The organism is Streptomyces sp. R35 (genome assembly GCF_041053035.1).
Lineage (GTDB): Bacteria > Actinomycetota > Actinomycetes > Streptomycetales > Streptomycetaceae > Streptomyces > Streptomyces lutosisoli.
On the sequence record NZ_CP163440.1, the window covers coordinates 7,067,149 to 7,082,460 of the forward strand.

At 69.0% G+C, this 15,312-nt stretch carries 14 protein-coding genes; 8 read left to right on the forward strand and 6 right to left on the reverse strand.

Annotated features, from left to right (window positions below; all coding sequences use genetic code 11):
- Positions 1-295: 295 nt before the first annotated feature.
- A complete protein-coding gene (gene mgrA / locus AB5J50_RS32175; protein WP_369261696.1) occupies positions 296-1,333 on the reverse strand; it encodes an L-glyceraldehyde 3-phosphate reductase in 1,038 nt (345 codons plus the stop codon).
- A gap of 145 nt (positions 1,334-1,478) precedes the next feature.
- Here mgrA and AB5J50_RS32180 point away from each other — a divergent pair, with 145 nt between their 5' ends.
- From AB5J50_RS32180 to AB5J50_RS32195, 4 genes are all read left to right on the forward strand, one after another.
- Positions 1,479-2,252: an isoprenyl transferase gene (locus AB5J50_RS32180; protein ID WP_369261698.1), complete on the forward strand. Its 774-nt coding sequence runs from the start codon at positions 1,479-1,481 to the stop codon at positions 2,250-2,252.
- A gap of 298 nt (positions 2,253-2,550) precedes the next feature.
- Positions 2,551-3,876: a PhoH family protein gene (locus AB5J50_RS32185; RefSeq protein WP_369261700.1), complete on the forward strand. Its 1,326-nt coding sequence runs from the start codon at positions 2,551-2,553 to the stop codon at positions 3,874-3,876.
- Positions 3,877-4,303: 427 nt separating this feature from the next.
- Complete coding sequence (locus AB5J50_RS32190; protein WP_369261702.1) at positions 4,304-4,999, forward strand: transglycosylase SLT domain-containing protein; 696 nt, start codon at positions 4,304-4,306, stop codon at positions 4,997-4,999.
- Positions 5,000-5,135: 136 nt separating this feature from the next.
- A complete protein-coding gene (locus AB5J50_RS32195; protein WP_369261703.1) occupies positions 5,136-6,617 on the forward strand; it encodes an AI-2E family transporter in 1,482 nt (493 codons plus the stop codon).
- A 324-nt stretch (positions 6,618-6,941) separates the two neighbouring features.
- Here AB5J50_RS32195 and AB5J50_RS32200 read toward each other — a convergent pair whose 3' ends face one another.
- Both AB5J50_RS32200 and AB5J50_RS32205 read right to left on the reverse strand, forming a co-directional pair.
- A complete protein-coding gene (locus AB5J50_RS32200) occupies positions 6,942-7,475 on the reverse strand; it encodes an alkyl hydroperoxide reductase (protein ID WP_369261705.1) in 534 nt (177 codons plus the stop codon).
- Between the two features lie 6 nt (positions 7,476-7,481).
- Positions 7,482-8,036, reverse strand: a complete 555-nt coding sequence (locus tag AB5J50_RS32205) for a peroxiredoxin (protein ID WP_327431356.1) — start codon at positions 8,034-8,036, stop codon at positions 7,482-7,484.
- A 158-nt stretch (positions 8,037-8,194) separates the two neighbouring features.
- Here AB5J50_RS32205 and AB5J50_RS32210 point away from each other — a divergent pair, with 158 nt between their 5' ends.
- The 4 genes from AB5J50_RS32210 (at position 8,195) to AB5J50_RS32225 (ending at position 11,557) form a co-directional block, all read left to right on the forward strand.
- Complete coding sequence (locus tag AB5J50_RS32210; protein WP_369261707.1) at positions 8,195-9,169, forward strand: LysR substrate-binding domain-containing protein; 975 nt, start codon at positions 8,195-8,197, stop codon at positions 9,167-9,169.
- 186 nt (positions 9,170-9,355) lie between these two features.
- Complete coding sequence (locus AB5J50_RS32215) at positions 9,356-10,660, forward strand: hypothetical protein (protein WP_369261709.1); 1,305 nt, start codon at positions 9,356-9,358, stop codon at positions 10,658-10,660.
- Positions 10,661-10,743: 83 nt separating this feature from the next.
- On the forward strand, positions 10,744-11,124 hold the full coding sequence (locus tag AB5J50_RS32220) for a roadblock/LC7 domain-containing protein (RefSeq protein WP_369261711.1): 381 nt from the start codon (positions 10,744-10,746) through the stop codon (positions 11,122-11,124).
- A gap of 4 nt (positions 11,125-11,128) precedes the next feature.
- On the forward strand, positions 11,129-11,557 hold the full coding sequence (locus tag AB5J50_RS32225; protein WP_369261713.1) for a hypothetical protein: 429 nt from the start codon (positions 11,129-11,131) through the stop codon (positions 11,555-11,557).
- 92 nt (positions 11,558-11,649) lie between these two features.
- Here the strand turns inward: AB5J50_RS32225 and AB5J50_RS32230 are convergent, their stop codons facing one another.
- From AB5J50_RS32230 to AB5J50_RS32240, 3 genes are read right to left on the reverse strand one after another with little or no spacing between them, the layout of a single operon-like run.
- A complete protein-coding gene (locus tag AB5J50_RS32230) occupies positions 11,650-13,986 on the reverse strand; it encodes an ABC transporter permease (RefSeq protein ID WP_369261715.1) in 2,337 nt (778 codons plus the stop codon).
- Entirely contained in the window at positions 13,983-14,672 is a 690-nt protein-coding gene (locus AB5J50_RS32235) for an ABC transporter ATP-binding protein (RefSeq protein ID WP_327431361.1), read from the reverse strand. The genes AB5J50_RS32230 and AB5J50_RS32235 overlap by 4 nt, the downstream gene beginning before the upstream one ends.
- 5 nt (positions 14,673-14,677) lie before the next feature.
- The gene (locus AB5J50_RS32240) at positions 14,678-15,205 is read right to left on the reverse strand and encodes a PadR family transcriptional regulator (protein WP_327431362.1); all 528 of its coding nucleotides are present in this window, start codon (positions 15,203-15,205) and stop codon (positions 14,678-14,680) included.
- Positions 15,206-15,312 lie beyond the last annotated feature (107 nt).

The following is a 15,312-nucleotide window of genomic DNA, read 5'->3' on the forward strand; positions in this document are numbered from 1 at the left end:
CATGATCAGGGCCTGAATCGGCGCTTCCACGCCCATCGGGGCGTTGTCGGGCGACTCCGGAGAGTAGTTGTGGCACGCCGATGCACGCAGCATCACTTACGAAGGGTTATGGTGGAAACCCCCCCTCGGGCCGGTCCGTCTCCCCCCCACGGACCGGCCCGTTTTTTCTGCCCGCACGCGGTGGCCCGACGGGCGCCCCCGTGCGCCCCCAGCCCCACGGGCCCCGACCGGCACCGGCCCCGGTGACTCAGCGCCGACCGGCGGCCGGTGGTGATGGCCGGGTCACCGGCCGGTCTCAGCTCCGGCCGGCCCAGATGTTCGTGCCCGGCGTCGACACCGCGAACGTGTCGATCTCCTCCAGCTCCTCGTCCGTGAGCTTCGGCGCCGCCAGCGCCGCCACGTTCTCCTCCAGCTGCGCCACGCTGGACGCGCCGATGAGCGCGGAGGTCATCCGCTCGTCGCGCAGCACCCAGGTGAGCGCGAGCTGGGCGAGGGACTGACCGCGGCGGGCCGCGATGTCGTTCAGCCCGTTCAGCCGCCGTACGACCTCCTCGCTCAGCAGGTCCGGGTCCAGCGACTTGCCCTGCGTGGCGCGCGAACCCTCCGGGATGCCCTTGAGGTACTTGCCCGTCAGCAGGCCCTGCGCGAGCGGCACGAAGGAGATGCAGCCCATTCCGGCCGCCTCCAGCGTGTCGAGCAGGGCGTCGTCCTCGGTCCAGCGGTTGATCATCGAGTACGAGGGCTGGTGGATCAGCGGACGTACGCCCATCTCGGTGAGGATCCGCGCCGCCTCGGCGGTCTGCTCGCTGCTGTACGACGACACACCCACGTACAGCGCCTTGCCCTGCTGGACGGCGGACGCGAGCGCGCCCATCGTCTCCTCCAGCGGAGTGTGCGGGTCGAAGCGGTGCGAGTAGAAGATGTCCACGTAGTCGACGCCCATCCGCTTCAGCGAGGCGTCCAGGGACGACAGCAGGTACTTGCGGGAGCCCCACTCGCCGTACGGGCCGGGGTGCATGAGGTAGCCCGCCTTGGTCGAGATGAGCAGTTCGTCCCGGTACGGCGCGAAGTCCTGCTTCAGCAGCTTGCCGAAGTTGAGCTCCGCGGAGCCGGCCGGCGGGCCGTAGTTGTTCGCGAGGTCGAAGTGCGTGACGCCCAGGTCGAAGGCGCGGCGCAGGATCGCGCGCTGGGAGTCCAGCGAGCGGTCGTCGCCGAAGTTGTGCCACAGGCCGAGCGAGACGGCGGGCAGCTTGAGACCGCTGCGGCCCGTACGCCGGTATTCCATCGAGTCGTACCGCTCCGTTGTGGCGCGGTATACAGGCATGTCGTTCATGCACAGGAAACTACGACAGGCCGCTGACACCCCATAGCAACGCCCTGGTTTTCCGGGGGTAGGCTTCGCCTCCGGGGGACCGCCATACGGACAGGAACTGCCCTCCGCGGCACCTGTCTGATCCGCACGGAGGGGCTGACAACACGTGACCTTGCGCGACAACCTGCGCCGTCTGCTGGTCAGGTTCTATGCACGCAGGGTGGAAGGCCACCTCGACCACGACCAGGTGCCCAAGCACATCGGGGTCATCATGGACGGCAACCGGCGCTGGGCGAAGGCGGCGGGTTCCACCACCGTCCAGGGACACCAGGCCGGCGGCGAGAAGATCGAGGAGTTCCTCGGCTGGTGCTCCGAGACCGATGTCGAGGTCGTCACCCTGTGGCTGTTGTCCACGGACAACTTCGACCGCCCGGCGGAAGAGCTCGTCCCGCTGCTCGGCATCATCGAGGGCGTCGTCCGCACCCTCGCCGCCGACGGCCGCTGGCGGGTGCACCACGTGGGCACGCCGGACATCCTGCCCGCGCAGATGCAGACGGTCCTCAAGGAGGCCGAGGAGTCCACGGCGCACGTCGACGGGATACTCGTCAACGTCGCCATCGGCTACGGCGGCCGCCAGGAGATCGCCGACGCCGTCCGCTCGATGCTCCTCGACGCCCATGAGAAGGGCACCTCGATCGAGGACCTCGCCGACGCCGTGGACGTCGACCTCATCGGCAAGCACCTCTACACCGGCGACCAGCCCGACCCCGACCTCGTGATCCGCACCAGCGGCGAGCAGCGGCTGTCCGGATTCATGCTCTGGCAGACGGCCCACTCCGAGTACTACTTCTGCGAAGTCTTCTGGCCGGCGTTCCGCAAGGTCGACTTCCTGCGTGCCCTGCGCGACTACGCGGCGCGACACCGCCGTTACGGTGGCTGACCCCACCGGCACCCCGGGACCGTACGTCATCAGGAGTTAACGAACGCGCCGTCATATGCCGTGGCATGGCGTGGCGTGTTCGAGGGCATAAGCCTTCCAGGTCGATGCCCGAACCACGGGCGTCGGATCTCAGCGGACGGCACGGGGCCGTCCGCCCGGGAGGCCCTTTGCACCAGCCCGACCGTGCGGTCAGTACGGACGAGACGGAGGGCCGGTTCTCGGCCCGCGCATCGCGGCCAGAACCGGTCCAGCTCCTCTCCGTCGCTCCCCGACCTCATCCGAGGGGGTACGTCCTTCCGTGGTGACCAGCACAAAGCGCCGTATGCCAGACCGGCGCACCTATGTTCTCGACACCAGCGTCCTGCTGGCCGATCCCAATGCCCTGAACCGCTTCGACGAGCACGAGGTCGTGCTTCCGATCGTCGTGGTCACGGAGCTGGAGGCCAAGCGGCACCATCCCGAACTCGGCTACTTCGCCCGGCAGGCACTGCGCCTGCTCGACGAATTCCGGGTGCGGTTCGGCCGCCTCGATGCCCCCATCCCGATCGGGGACCTCGGCGGGACCGTACGCGTCGAGCTCAATCACTCGGACCCCAGCGTGCTGCCCAGCGGCTACCGCCTGGGGGACAACGACTCCCGCATCCTCGCGGTCGCCCGCAATCTGCAGGCCGAGGGGTACGACGTCACGGTCGTGTCGAAGGACCTGCCGCTCAGGATCAAGGCCTCGTCGGTCGGACTCCTCGCCGAGGAGTACCGCGCCGAGCTCGCCATCACGGGCTCCTCCGGCTGGACCGGAATGTCCGAACTGACCCTCTCGGGCGAGCAGGTGGACGTCCTCTTCGACGTCGGCCACGCCTATGTCCCCGAGGTGTCCGAACTGCCGGTGCACACGGGCCTGACGATCCAGTCGGAGCGCGGCAAGGCGCTCGGGCGCGTGACGTCCGAGGGCAACGTCCGTCTCGTACGCGGTGACCGGGAGGCCTTCGGCATCAAGGGCCGCAGCGCGGAACAGCGCATCGCGCTGGATCTGCTGCTCGACCCCGACATCGGGATCGTGTCGATGGGCGGCCGGGCCGGCACCGGCAAGTCGGCGCTCGCGCTCTGTGCGGGTCTGGAGGCCGTGCTCGAACGGCGTCAGCACCAGAAGGTGATGGTCTTCCGGCCGCTGTACGCGGTGGGCGGCCAGGAGCTCGGCTATCTGCCGGGCTCCGAGTCCGAGAAGATGAGTCCCTGGGCGCAGGCGGTCTTCGACACGCTCTCCGCGGTCACCAGCCGCGAGGTCATCGAAGAGGTCACCGCGCGCGGCATGCTGGAGGTTCTGCCGCTCACCCACATCCGCGGCCGCTCCCTCCATGACGCCTTCGTGATCGTGGACGAGGCACAGTCGCTGGAAAGGAATGTGCTGCTGACCGTTCTGTCCCGAATCGGCGCCAATTCACGGGTTGTTCTCACCCATGACGTGGCACAAAGGGACAATCTGCGCGTCGGCCGATATGACGGAGTCGTCGCCGTGGTGGAGAAGTTGAAGGGCCATCCGCTCTTTGCGCACGTCACCCTCAACCGGTCCGAGAGGTCCCAGATTGCCGCCCTTGTGACCGAAATGCTGGAGGACGGTCACATCTGACCCCACTCACCCCACCTGTTCAAAGGATGGCGGATACACGCTAGTTGGCGCCGTCCGGCAAAAGGCGAAGAGCCTAGCCGGGCGGCGTCTCGCTGTGCGCTCGTTTCCGGAAAACAGCTGAGGCAAACAGGGTGTGAGCTTTCACACGCACATGAGAATTGCCTTGCGGTGTCGGGTTACGGCAGAGTCTCACTCCTGTCAGGCCCCGCATACGACACATCTGTACCCCCAGCGGTATGGCACCACAGGAACCTCAGAACTCCATAAAGCCGTCGTATGCCGCCCGAGCACCACGCGGCGCTCCCCTCGCGGGAGTTGCCCACCGGGCCCGTGCCTCCCGTGACCCCGCAGTTGGGAGGCCAGCGCCAAGGGGCACGATTGCGTCCGCGAGGGTCACCTACAGCGGGCGATGCTGGAAGGAAACCGTGTGAGCCGGATTTCGGTCCGGGGATTCGCAGTGGCCTCGGCCACCGCGGTCACCGCCGTCGGAAGTGTCGTCGGAGTTGCCTCGGGCAGCACTGCCCAGCCGAACGACGCTGAGGCGACGGCAAGTGACGCAACCCTCCTCGCGGACATACCTGCGGGCCAGCAGGCCCAGGTGCAGACCGCGTCCCTGACGCAGCAGGCCGACGCACAGGCCATCGCCGCGGACGCGAGCGCCAAGAAGGACGCGGAGGAGGCTGCCCGCAAGCAGGCAGCCGAGGACGCTGTCGCAAAGCAGAAGGCCGCGGAGAAGGCCGAGAAGGAAGCCAAGGCGCGCAAGGCGGCCGAGGAAGCGGCCAGCCGCTCCGCGACGCGTGATGCCTCCAGCTTCTCCGTGCAGTCCTCGTACACCGTCGCGCAGATCCAGGCGATGGCTCGCCAGATGGTGCCGAGCGGCCAGTTCGCCTGCTTCAGCAACATCGTGAACCACGAGTCGAGCTGGAACTACAAGGCGGTCAACGCCTCCTCCGGCGCCTACGGTCTCTTCCAGGCCCTGCCCGGCTCCAAGATGTCGTCCGTCGGCTCCGACTGGCAGACGAACCCGGCCACCCAGATCAAGTGGGGCCTCAACTACATGAACAGCCGGTACGGCAGCCCCTGTGAGGCCTGGTCGTTCTGGCAGGCCAACAGCTGGTACTGAGCCCCACGCCGTACGCCGGCCGCTCAACCTTCTGAAGCCCCTCCCCGTCCTAGGGGGAGGGGCTTCGGCCATGTACGGTCGGATCCGACGACTCCAGGGGGGAGTGGTGGGGAGCAACGGGGGAGAAGGACGGATCATGTCGCGAGTGCCAGGGTGGCTCGGCCGGCTGGGCGCCGGACTGACCGAGCTGGGGGAGCGGTTGGACGAGCGCCGCGCCGAGGTGGAGATGGAGTCGCAGGGCTCCCTCGACTCCGATGGGACACCGATGCCGTCCGCGTCGGCGTCCGTGTCTGCGTCTGCCTCCGCGGCTGCGTCAGCGTTTGCGGCTGACGGTCATCCCGACATCAGTGCTGAAAGCCGTACCGACAGTCGTCCCGAAAGCATTTCCGACCGGCGTCCCGAGAGCCGTTCCGAGAGCCGTTCCGGGAGTCTGCCCGAGGACGCGCCCACCCCTTCCGCCGCGCACGCCCATGTCCTGACGGCCGAGCGTCCCGATCCCGCCCTCGCCGTGCCGTGGGGTGTGCGGGTCGCGGCCGAGGCCGGCTGGCGGCTGCTCGTACTCGCGGGCACCGTCTGGGTGTTGATGCGGGTCATCAGCGCCGTACAACTGGTGGTGCTGGCCTTCGTGGCCGCGCTGCTCATCACCGCGCTGCTGCAGCCGACGGTGGCCCGTCTGACGCGTTACGGGGTGCCGCGCGGGCTCGCCACCGCGCTCACCGCGATCCTCGGCTTCGTCATCATGGGGCTGGTCGGCTGGTTCGTGGTCTGGCAGGTCCAGGAGAACATCGACAACCTCTCCAACCAAATCCAGGACGGCATCGACGAGTTGCGCAAGTGGCTCCTCAACAGCCCGTTCCATGTGACGGACAAGCAGATCAACGAGATCGCCAAGAACCTGCGCGCCGCGATCGGTGCGAACACGGATCAGATCACGTCGGCCGGCCTGGAGGGCGTGACGGTCATCGTGGAAGCCCTGACCGGCATCCTTCTCACGATGTTCTCGACCCTCTTCCTTCTCTACGACGGCAAGCGGATCTGGGAGTGGACGCTCAAGCTCGTTCCGGCCGCTGCCCGGCAGGGGGTCGCGGGGGCGGGGCCGAGGGCGTGGCGGACGCTGACGGCGTATGTGCGGGGCACGGTGATAGTCGCTCTGATCGACGCGATCTTCATCGGCCTGGGCATCTACTTCCTCGAAGTCCCCATGGCCGTTCCGCTGGCCGTCTTCATCTTCCTCGGCGCGTTCATTCCACTGGTGGGTGCGGTGATTTCCGGTGCGCTGGCGGTGGTGGTCGCCCTCGTCACGCAGGGTGTGTTCACGGCGGTGATGACGCTGGTCGTGGTTCTCGCCGTGCAGCAGATCGAGGGGCACATCCTGCAGCCGTTCATCCTCGGGCGTGCGGTGCGGGTGCATCCTCTGGCCGTGGTCCTGTCCGTCGCCGCGGGTGGGATGATCGCCGGCATCGGCGGTGCGGTGGTCGCGGTTCCGCTGGTCGCCGTCACCAACACGGTGGTCGTCTACCTGCGTTCCTACGCCCGCGAGGCCGGCCTCCGCCAGGCCCCGGAGCCCCGCGGCGCCACAGCCCTGGACGCGTCCCCGGCCCACCGACCCATCCCGTAGCCCGGGTTTCTTCGCCCCCGCCGCCCCTACCCGTCCCATCCCGTTCCTGGGGCTCCGCCCCAGACCCCGGGGTGGGTTCTTCGGCTGCGGGCCGGTGGGGGCTGGTCGCGCAGTTCCCCGCGCCCCTAAAAGACAAAAGACCCGGGGGCAGAGCCTGGGGTTGGGCGGACGGTGGGCGTACGGGGGCTCAGCCCCGAGCCTTCAGGGGCGCGGGGAACTGCGCGACCAGCCCCCACCGGCCCGCAGACGAAACACAACCCCCGGGGTCGAAGGGGCGGAGCCCCTGGGGGATGGGACGGGTAGGGGCGGCGGGGGCGAAAAACCCTACTCGGCCAGGATCGCCTCGGCGTCCAGTGTCGTCCCGACCGCCTGGATCACCGACGCGATCTTGAACGCCTCCTGGATCGTCTCCCGGTCGACACCCGCCTTGCGCAGCACCTGCTCATGGGAGTCAAGACACTGCCCACACCCGTTCACCGCGGAAACGGCCAGCGACCACAGCTCGAAGTCGACCTTCTCCACACCCGGGTTGCCGATGACGTTCATCCGCAGACCAGCCCGCAGCGTCCCGTACTCCGGGTCGGACAGCAGATGCCGCGTCCGGTAGAAGACGTTGTTCATCGCCATGATCGCGGCGGCCGACTTGGCGGCCGTGTACGCCTCGTCCGACAACTGAGCCTTCGCCTCAGGCGCCAGCTCGCGCAGCACCCGCGGAGAACGCGAAGCGATCGCGCAGGCGAGGACCGTCCCCCACAGCTGCTGCGGCGGAAGGTCGGAGTTGCCGATGACCGAGCCCAGGTTGAGGCGCAGGTCCTTCGCGTAGTCCGGTAGGGCGGACTTCAGTTCGTCGAGGGACATGGAGGGTTACTCACCCGCCAGCAGCGCGACCGGGTCGAGGGTGGTCTCGCCCTTGGTCCAGTTGCACGGGCACAGCTCGTCCGTCTGCAGGGCGTCCAGGACCCGCAGGACCTCCTTGGGGTTACGGCCGACGGAGCCGGCGGTCACCATGGAGAACTGGATCTCGTTGTTCTGGTCGACGATGAACACGGCACGCTTGGCGAAGCCGTCCTCGCCCTCGATGCCGAGGTCCCGCATGAGCTCGTGCTTCGAGTCGGCCATCATCGGGAAGGGCAGGTCACGCAGGTCGTCGTGGTCCTTGCGCCAGGCGTGGTGCACGAACTCGGAGTCGCCGGAGAAGCCGAGCACCTGGGCGTCACGGTCGGCGAACTCGTCGTTCAGCTTGCCGAACGCCGCGATCTCGGTCGGACACACGAAGGTGAAGTCCTTGGGCCACGCAAAGACGATCTTCCACTTGCCCTCGTAGGTCTTGTGGTTGATCTGCTCGAACTCCTTGCCCTTCTCCAGCGAGACACAGGCAGTCAGATCGAACGGGGGGAACTGGTCACCAACAGTGAGCACGCGCTCTCCTTGTAGCGAGGGATCACCCTTTTTGGGGGTGTTTCCCAGGGGTTGGACGCCGCTGATGGTGGCACAGGCTGCATTGATTAGGGAAATAGCTACACTCGGTCCTGTTGATCGGACTCGATTATCAGTGACTATGAGTAAGAGGTGCGGCCATGGCCAGCCCCATCGGCAAGGCGAGCTCCAAGGGGAACGGCCGGCGTCAGCCCAGCCTCGCCCAGCTGCGCGCCTTCGCTGCCGTGGCCGAGCATCTGCACTTCCGTGACGCGGCCGCCGCGATCGGCATGAGCCAGCCCGCGCTGTCCGGCGCGGTCTCGACGCTGGAGGACACCCTCGGCGTGACCCTGCTGGAGCGTACGACCCGCAAGGTGCTGCTCTCACCCGCAGGCGAGCGTCTCGCCGTACGGGCGAAGGCCGTGCTGACGGCGGTCGGCGCGCTCATGGAGGAGGCCGAAACCGTCCGCGCGCCGTTCACCGGGGCCCTGCGCCTCGGTGTCATCCCCACCGTCGCGCCCTACCTCCTGCCCACCGTCCTCAAGCTCGTCCACGACCGCTACCCGGACCTCGACCTCCAGGTCCACGAGGAGCAGACGGCCACTCTGCTGGAGGGGCTGTCCGTCGGCCGCCTCGATCTGCTCCTCCTCGCCGTGCCGCTCGGCATGCCCGGCGTCGTCGAACTCCCGTTGTTCGACGAGGACTTCGTGCTGGTCACGCCGCTGGACCACTGGCTCGGGGGCAGGGAGGGAATTCCCCGGGAAGCGCTGCGCGAGCTCAACCTCCTCCTGCTCGACGAGGGGCACTGCCTGCGGGACCAAGCCCTGGACATCTGCCGGGAGGCCGGACGCGCGGACGCGCCCGTCACCACCACCGCCGCCGGTCTCTCCACTCTCGTCCAACTCGTCGCCGGCGGCCTCGGCGTGACCCTCCTCCCGCGTACCGCCGTCAAGGTCGAGACGACCCGCAGCAACCAGCTCCTCACCGGATACTTCGCGGATCCGGCGCCCACGCGGCGCATTGCGCTGGCGATGCGCTCCGGTGCGGCGCGCGGGGCGGAGTACGAGGAGTTGGCCGCGGCGCTGCGCGAGGCCCTGCGTCCGCTGCCCGTACGGGTGTGGGGACCCGAGGTCTGAACCACCTCAACTGGCTTGCACAGTCGGTCATTTGGGCGACCGATCAAGCCTCTGGAGGGGCGGGAGAATTCAACTTCCGTCAGGTAGTGCGACTCTCGCTGAAATATGCGCCCGGACTGATACACATACCCCCTCAGTGTGACGCATCAGGCGTCTGTACGAGGCTCCAGAGGCTCAAGGGGAGTGATGTCGACCAGTCGGGATTCCCTTGGCCGGGTCGGATACGACCTGCTGTCACGCGCGCTGGACGAGTGCCATCGCGAGAAGGTGACCGGGGGACTGCGGATCTCCGGGAAGCCCGGGGGAGTCTTCCACTTCCGCGACGGACTGGTTGTCGCCGTCGAGAGCCCCGGTGCCCCGGGGCCCGAGGCACGGATGCTGCGCACCGGCCGGATCGGCGGTGAGCAGTGGGCGGAACTGCTCCGGGAGGGCGAGGGCAAGCGCTGGCCGGAGACCGAACTGGTCGCTCACGGCTACGCGGGGGCCGCCCAGCTGAGGGTCGTCTGCATGATGGCGCTCCAGGACGCCGCCTTCGCCGTCGTCGCGGGCCGGGTGGACGACTGCGAACGGCTCGCCGTGTCCCAGCCGTTCGCGCCGGTCGCCGTGGGGGAGGCGCCGGGGCGGCTGCTGCAGGAGGCGGCCCGCAAGCTGGCCGCCGTCGCCGCGCTGCCGTACCCCGTACGTCCCGACCGTGAACGGCCCGCGCCCATAGCCGGGGCGGACCTCCGGAGCATCCGACTCTCCGCCGCGCAACGGGAGTTACTGGCGCACGCCGACGGCCGGCGCACCGCCCGCGACATCGCCTTCGCGACCGGCCGCGCCGTCTACACCGTGACGGTCGGCATGGCCCGCATGATCGGCGAGGGCCTCCTGGAATCGACGGACGAGACCGATCCGAGCGCCCCGATCACTGTTCGCCTCCCGCCCACGGGCGCCTTGCAGCGCCGGCCACCGTCCGCGCCCCGTCCGGCGGATCGCGGCGCGGGACCGGCAGGGGAGCCGCCCGAGGTGGACGGCGCGGAGGGGCGGTCCCTCTCCGTGACGGAGGCCGAGGAACTCGCGAAGATCCCGGAACTCGCGGAACTCGCGGACCTCGCGAAACAGGTGGAGCCCGAGGAGCCCGAGGAGATCGAGGTACTCGCGGAGCCCAACGAATCAGAGGAGTCCGTCCTCCGGCCCGCAGGACAGACCCCCCGCCTGGCTCCCGAAGTGATCTCGGCGCTGGCCTCCGCGGTGGGCGCGGGGGCCGGTGCCGCCAAGGGCGCGGACGCGACTCTCACCCGTCGGTCCGAGGCCGAGACCGCGGCCCCCACCACCGCCCGGTCCGACGCCCCCACCACGCCACCACCCCCCACCCCCTCCGAGCTGCCCCGGCGTGAACCCGGGGCGAGCGGGATCACCGAAACTCTCGCCCCGGAACGAGCCGGGGCGAGTTGGAAAGGGTTCTTCCGTCTGCGTAACCGGATCTGGACCCCGGATTCCGGTACCTGAAGTTTCCGGGGAACCGCGAAGTGGATCAGCGCTCTTCTGCGCGAGAACGAGCAAGTGCGATCAGGCATCAGGGAGTTCAGCACATGGATCATGAGGCACTGGCGATGGAAATGAGAGGCCTGCGGGAGCAGGTGACCGGAATTACCGACACGGCGCTGGCGGCAGCCGACGGACTGCTCATCGCGGCGGACACCGCGGACACCATCGACCCGGAGGGGCTCGCCGCGATCGCCGCCGCGGGCCTGGGCATCGCCCGGCGCGCGGCCGAGGCCACGGGCCGGGGCACGTTCCGGCAGACGGTGACCTACGGGAGCCAGGGCTGCGCCGCCTTCTACGCGGTCGGCGACACCGCGTTGATGGTGGTCCTGGGCGACGAGGGCATCGACCTCGACCGGCTGCACGAGGAGACCCGGCCCGCGCTGGGACGCATCGGAACGATCCTCACCGCGTCCGAAGGGGCCTGACGGAATGGCGACGAAGCGGATGACACCCGGGTTCTCGGATCAGGTCCTGAGCCTGGTCAAGGCGCTGCGCACTGACGCACCGGACTGTGTGGCCTCGGGCGCGGTCGACATGGCGACCGGAATGCTGCTGGCCTACGAGACCGTGGACAACCACCCGCCCGAGGTCCTGGACCTGCTCGCGGGCGCGACCCTCGACCTGTTCCAGGGGCGTACGGTCGCGATGATCGAGGACGTCTTCAAGGAGCGCCGCGGCGTCAGCAGCGATCAGCACTTCTTCCAGGAGATCCTGGTGAACAGCGACAACCTGACCCACCTGTTCGTGCGCATGAACGACCACCAGGATGTCGTCGCGGTGGTCGTCTGTCGCAAGTCGGTGAACGTGGGCATGCTGTTCGCCCAGGTCAGGCGGGTGGTGCGGGAGTACACGGTCTGAGCGGGGCCGGGCGTGACGTGGCGGCTCCCTCCCCGCCCGGGGAACCTCCCCGCTGGGGGAAGGAGCCGCCCCACGCGTCCGGCCGGTGCCGGCTACTCGGTACGCAGTCCGTCCGGCCGCATCAGGCGGATCAGCGGCGGCAGGCTGAGCAGCGTCACCAGCACCACGACCCCCGCGCCGATGCCCGTCATAGACAGGACGCTCACCCAGTCCACGCCCACCGAGGTGCTGGTCATCTTCAGCAGGACCGTGCCCAGGGTCAGGCCGACGACCGACGCCAGCAGCAGGCCCAGCGCGATCGGGATCGCGGTCTGCCACAGCACGGACAGGCTCAGCGTGCGGCGCCGGGTGCCGAAGGCGACCAGCGACGAGAGCAGCTTCTTGCGCTCGCGCAGTTGCTCCAGCTGGGAGACCAGGAGGCTCGCGCCGATGAGGATCAGGACGCAGGTCGCGCCGACGGACAGGCCGGTGCGGATGGAGGTGAAGCGCGCGGACTGCGTGGTCGCGGTCCAGGTGTCGGGGTCCGCGAGCGGGTCGATCCTCGCCGCGCTGTTGCGTACGTACTCACGCACGTCCGGCACCGACTCGTCGAGCTGGAGGAAGACGGTCCCGGTCAGGGTCGACGCGGCCTTCTCGGGCAGCGCGCCGGGGGTGAAGAGGAAGCCCCCGCGCTCATCGCCCGACGGGTCCTCGCGCGAGTCCGCCGTCCTGATGCTCTTCGGCACCGTCCAGGCGAGCTCCTTGCCCTTTTCGGAGGTGCCGTAGGACGGGTCGATGTAGAGCTTGGTGCCGGGCTCGTCCATGTTCGACGTGTACGAGTCCCACCTGGCGTTCTCCACGGCGAAGATGTCGCCGTCCTTGCAGGAGGGCAGCTTGGCCGCCTCGCGCAGGGCCGCGCAGTCGCCGACGGTCATGGCCGCCTGGCGCTCGGGTTCGTTGCGCCCGTCGCCCACGTCACCCCTGAACAGCGCCGTCGTGTGCGTGACGCCCTTGGTCCCGGACATCTGCTGGACGACCTTGTTCATGGGGATGCCGTCCGGCACCGTGACCGACATCTGCGCACGCGACAGGTCGTTCTTGCTCGCCTTGGTGTAGTCGCCGTCGACCCCGGCGAACAGCATCTGCAGGGCGATCGCGCCGGCCACCGCCACCGCGATGCCGTTGACCATGCGGGCCGCGGTGCCGCTGCTCAACTGGAGTCTGCGAATGGCCAGTTGCCAGGCCACTCCGCCGGAGTTCAGCCGGTTGACGACCGCCTCGACGACCCAGGGCAGCAGCGCGGTGATGCCGACGAGGAGCAGCATGACGCCGCCGATGACCAGGAACTGGTTGAAGTTCCCGTTGGTGCGCCCCTGCCCGATCATCGGGTAGAGCATCGCGAGGCCGCCCAGCGGCAGCAGCAGCCGCCACCACAGCCGGCGGCGCGAGGGCCGGGCCGTGCGGACCACCCCGAGCGGCTCGATGACGACACCGCGGAGCGCGAAGAGCGTCACCGCGACGGCGGCGGCCGGTACGGCCACGGCGACCAGGGCCGCCAGCGCCGGCGCCGGATTGAGGTCGCTGGGGAACACGCTCATCCTGAACAAGGTGATCATCCCGGCGACTTGACGCCCGATCAGGAAGAACCCGGCGCCGAACACCAGCCCGACCACCGCTCCGGCCAGCGCCTCACCGGCCGCGATCCGCCGGGTCATCCGCCCGTCCGCGCCGACCAGCCGGAGCGCCGCCAGCCTGCGGTCGCGCCGCTCGCCGCCGAAGCGTACGGCCGCGGCGATGAAGACGCCGACCGGCATCAGCAGCACCACGAAGACGATCAGCACGAGCAGGAGCAGGACGGGGTCCATCGCCTCCCCGGACTGGTCCCTGGACCCGAACGAGTCGATGCGCTCGATCCGGCCGGTCGTCTTTGTGGTCGCCTTCAGATCCTTGATGCCCGCGTAGAAGGCGAGTTCGTGCGGGTCGGTGAGGCCGGCGTCGGCGATCGTCCCGGCGACGCGGTAGGGCAGCCGCTCGCGCAGCAGCTTGCCGTCGGAGGACTTCAGCAGCCGGTCGAGGGCGGGCGAGACCACCATCTCGCCGACCGCGGGGAACTTCTCCACCCCGGGCGGCAGGGGCGCCTGCGCGCCTTCGGGCTCCAACACCCGCCCGCGCACGTCCTGTTCATGGAAGGTGGTGTCCGCGGTGCCGACGAGCAGCGTACGGTCCGACTTCTTGTGGACCACCGAGGTGTACGTCATGTCGTTGCGGGAGCGTTCGCGGTCGCCCCGGTTCGCCAAGGCGTTGGGTATCGCCGTGGTGAGCAGCAGCAGCGCCACCCCGAGGCCGACCCCGACGGCCGTGAGCAGCACGCGCACCCAGGCCTCACGGCCGCCGGTCACCGCGAACTTGGCACCCATGCCGAGGTCACGGGCCCACTGCCGTGCACTCATACGATCCGCTCCATGTCGCGCGACTTGCCGTCCCGTACGACGATCTCGCGGTCCGAGTACGCGGCGACCCGCGCCTCGTGCGTGACGAGCACGACGGCGGCGTTGGTCGAACGGGCCGCGTCGGTCAGCAGCTGCATCACCCGCTCGCCGTTGAGCGAGTCGAGCGCGCCGGTCGGCTCGTCCGCGAACAGCACGCGCGGGCTGGTGACCAGCGAACGGGCCACGGCCACGCGCTGCCCCTGACCGCCGGAGACCTCGCCGGGCCGCTTGCCCTTGAGATCGTCGACCTCCAGCTGCTCCATCCACGACAGGGCGGTGCGCTCGGCCTCTTTGCGCCCCGTCCCGTTCAGCCGCAGCGGCAGCGCGACATTCTCGACACAGGTCAACTCGGGAACGAGCTGCCCGAACTGGAAGACGAACCCGAACTCGGAGCGCCGCAACGCACTGCGCTGCGCGTCGTTCATGGTCGCCATCTCACGGCCGTCGTACGTGATCGAGCCCGAGTCGGGCGTCACGATCCCGGCGAGGCAGTGCAGCAGCGTCGACTTGCCCGAGCCGGAGGGGCCCATCACGGCGACGACCTCGCCGGGGTGGATGGAGAACTCGGCGCCGTCCAGGGCGCTCGTCGGCCCGTACGTCTTGCGCAGTTCGCTGGCGGCGAGCAGGGAACCGGGGGGAGGAGCCATCGACGTCATCGGGCCGTCACCGCCTCGGCGAGCTTGTCGAGACGTGCGGCGGTGAGCTCCAGCCAGCGCAGATCGGCCTCCAGGTGGAAGAGGGCGTGGTCGCAGATCAACTGGTCGGCGAGGTCGCCCTTGCGCTTGCGGTCGGTCAGGATGCGCATCATGCGGAGATGCTCCGAGCGTTGCGTGTCGAGGATCTCGCTCGCGTTGCGGTGCGTGAGCAGTGCGAGGACGACCTTCGTGTAGAGGGTCGACTGCAGATACGGTTCGGGCTTCTCCGGCGTCGCGAGCCAGCGCTGTACGTCGGTGATCCCGGCCTCGGTGATCGCGTACCGCTTGCGCTCGGGCCCGCCGCCCGCCTCTATCCCGTCGACCTCGACGAGCCCGTTCTTGAGCAGCCGCGACATCGTCGAGTAGACCTGGCCGTAGTGCAGCGGCCGATCATGACCGAACTTTTCGTCGAAGGCCCGCTTCAGGTCGTAACCGTGACGGGGCCCGGACTCCAGGAGCCCTAGGAGCGTGTGACCGATGGACATGCCAAGCACTCTACACACGGCGTATACATGGTGTGTATACCCGCCGTGCATAGGTCAGTGAGAGAGGCCGACCTTCCGCAGGTCAACCCCGATTGTCACGGTTCTGT

Bases quoted from the DNA above. Each gene is read 5' to 3' on its own strand.
- AB5J50_RS32230 (WP_369261715.1), bottom strand. From the start codon at position 13,986: ATGAGTGCACGGCAGTGGGCCCGTGACCTCGGCATGGGTGCCAAGTTC.
- AB5J50_RS32210 (WP_369261707.1), top strand. From the start codon at position 8,195: ATGGCCAGCCCCATCGGCAAGGCGAGCTCCAAGGGGAACGGCCGGCGT.
- AB5J50_RS32220 (WP_369261711.1), top strand. From the start codon at position 10,744: ATGGATCATGAGGCACTGGCGATGGAAATGAGAGGCCTGCGGGAGCAG.
- AB5J50_RS32240 (WP_327431362.1), bottom strand. From the start codon at position 15,205: ATGTCCATCGGTCACACGCTCCTAGGGCTCCTGGAGTCCGGGCCCCGT.
- mgrA (WP_369261696.1), bottom strand. From the start codon at position 1,333: ATGAACGACATGCCTGTATACCGCGCCACAACGGAGCGGTACGACTCG.
- AB5J50_RS32235 (WP_327431361.1), bottom strand. From the start codon at position 14,672: ATGGCTCCTCCCCCCGGTTCCCTGCTCGCCGCCAGCGAACTGCGCAAG.
- AB5J50_RS32200 (WP_369261705.1), bottom strand. From the start codon at position 7,475: ATGTCCCTCGACGAACTGAAGTCCGCCCTACCGGACTACGCGAAGGAC.
- AB5J50_RS32195 (WP_369261703.1), top strand. From the start codon at position 5,136: ATGTCGCGAGTGCCAGGGTGGCTCGGCCGGCTGGGCGCCGGACTGACC.
- AB5J50_RS32225 (WP_369261713.1), top strand. From the start codon at position 11,129: ATGGCGACGAAGCGGATGACACCCGGGTTCTCGGATCAGGTCCTGAGC.
- AB5J50_RS32215 (WP_369261709.1), top strand. From the start codon at position 9,356: ATGTCGACCAGTCGGGATTCCCTTGGCCGGGTCGGATACGACCTGCTG.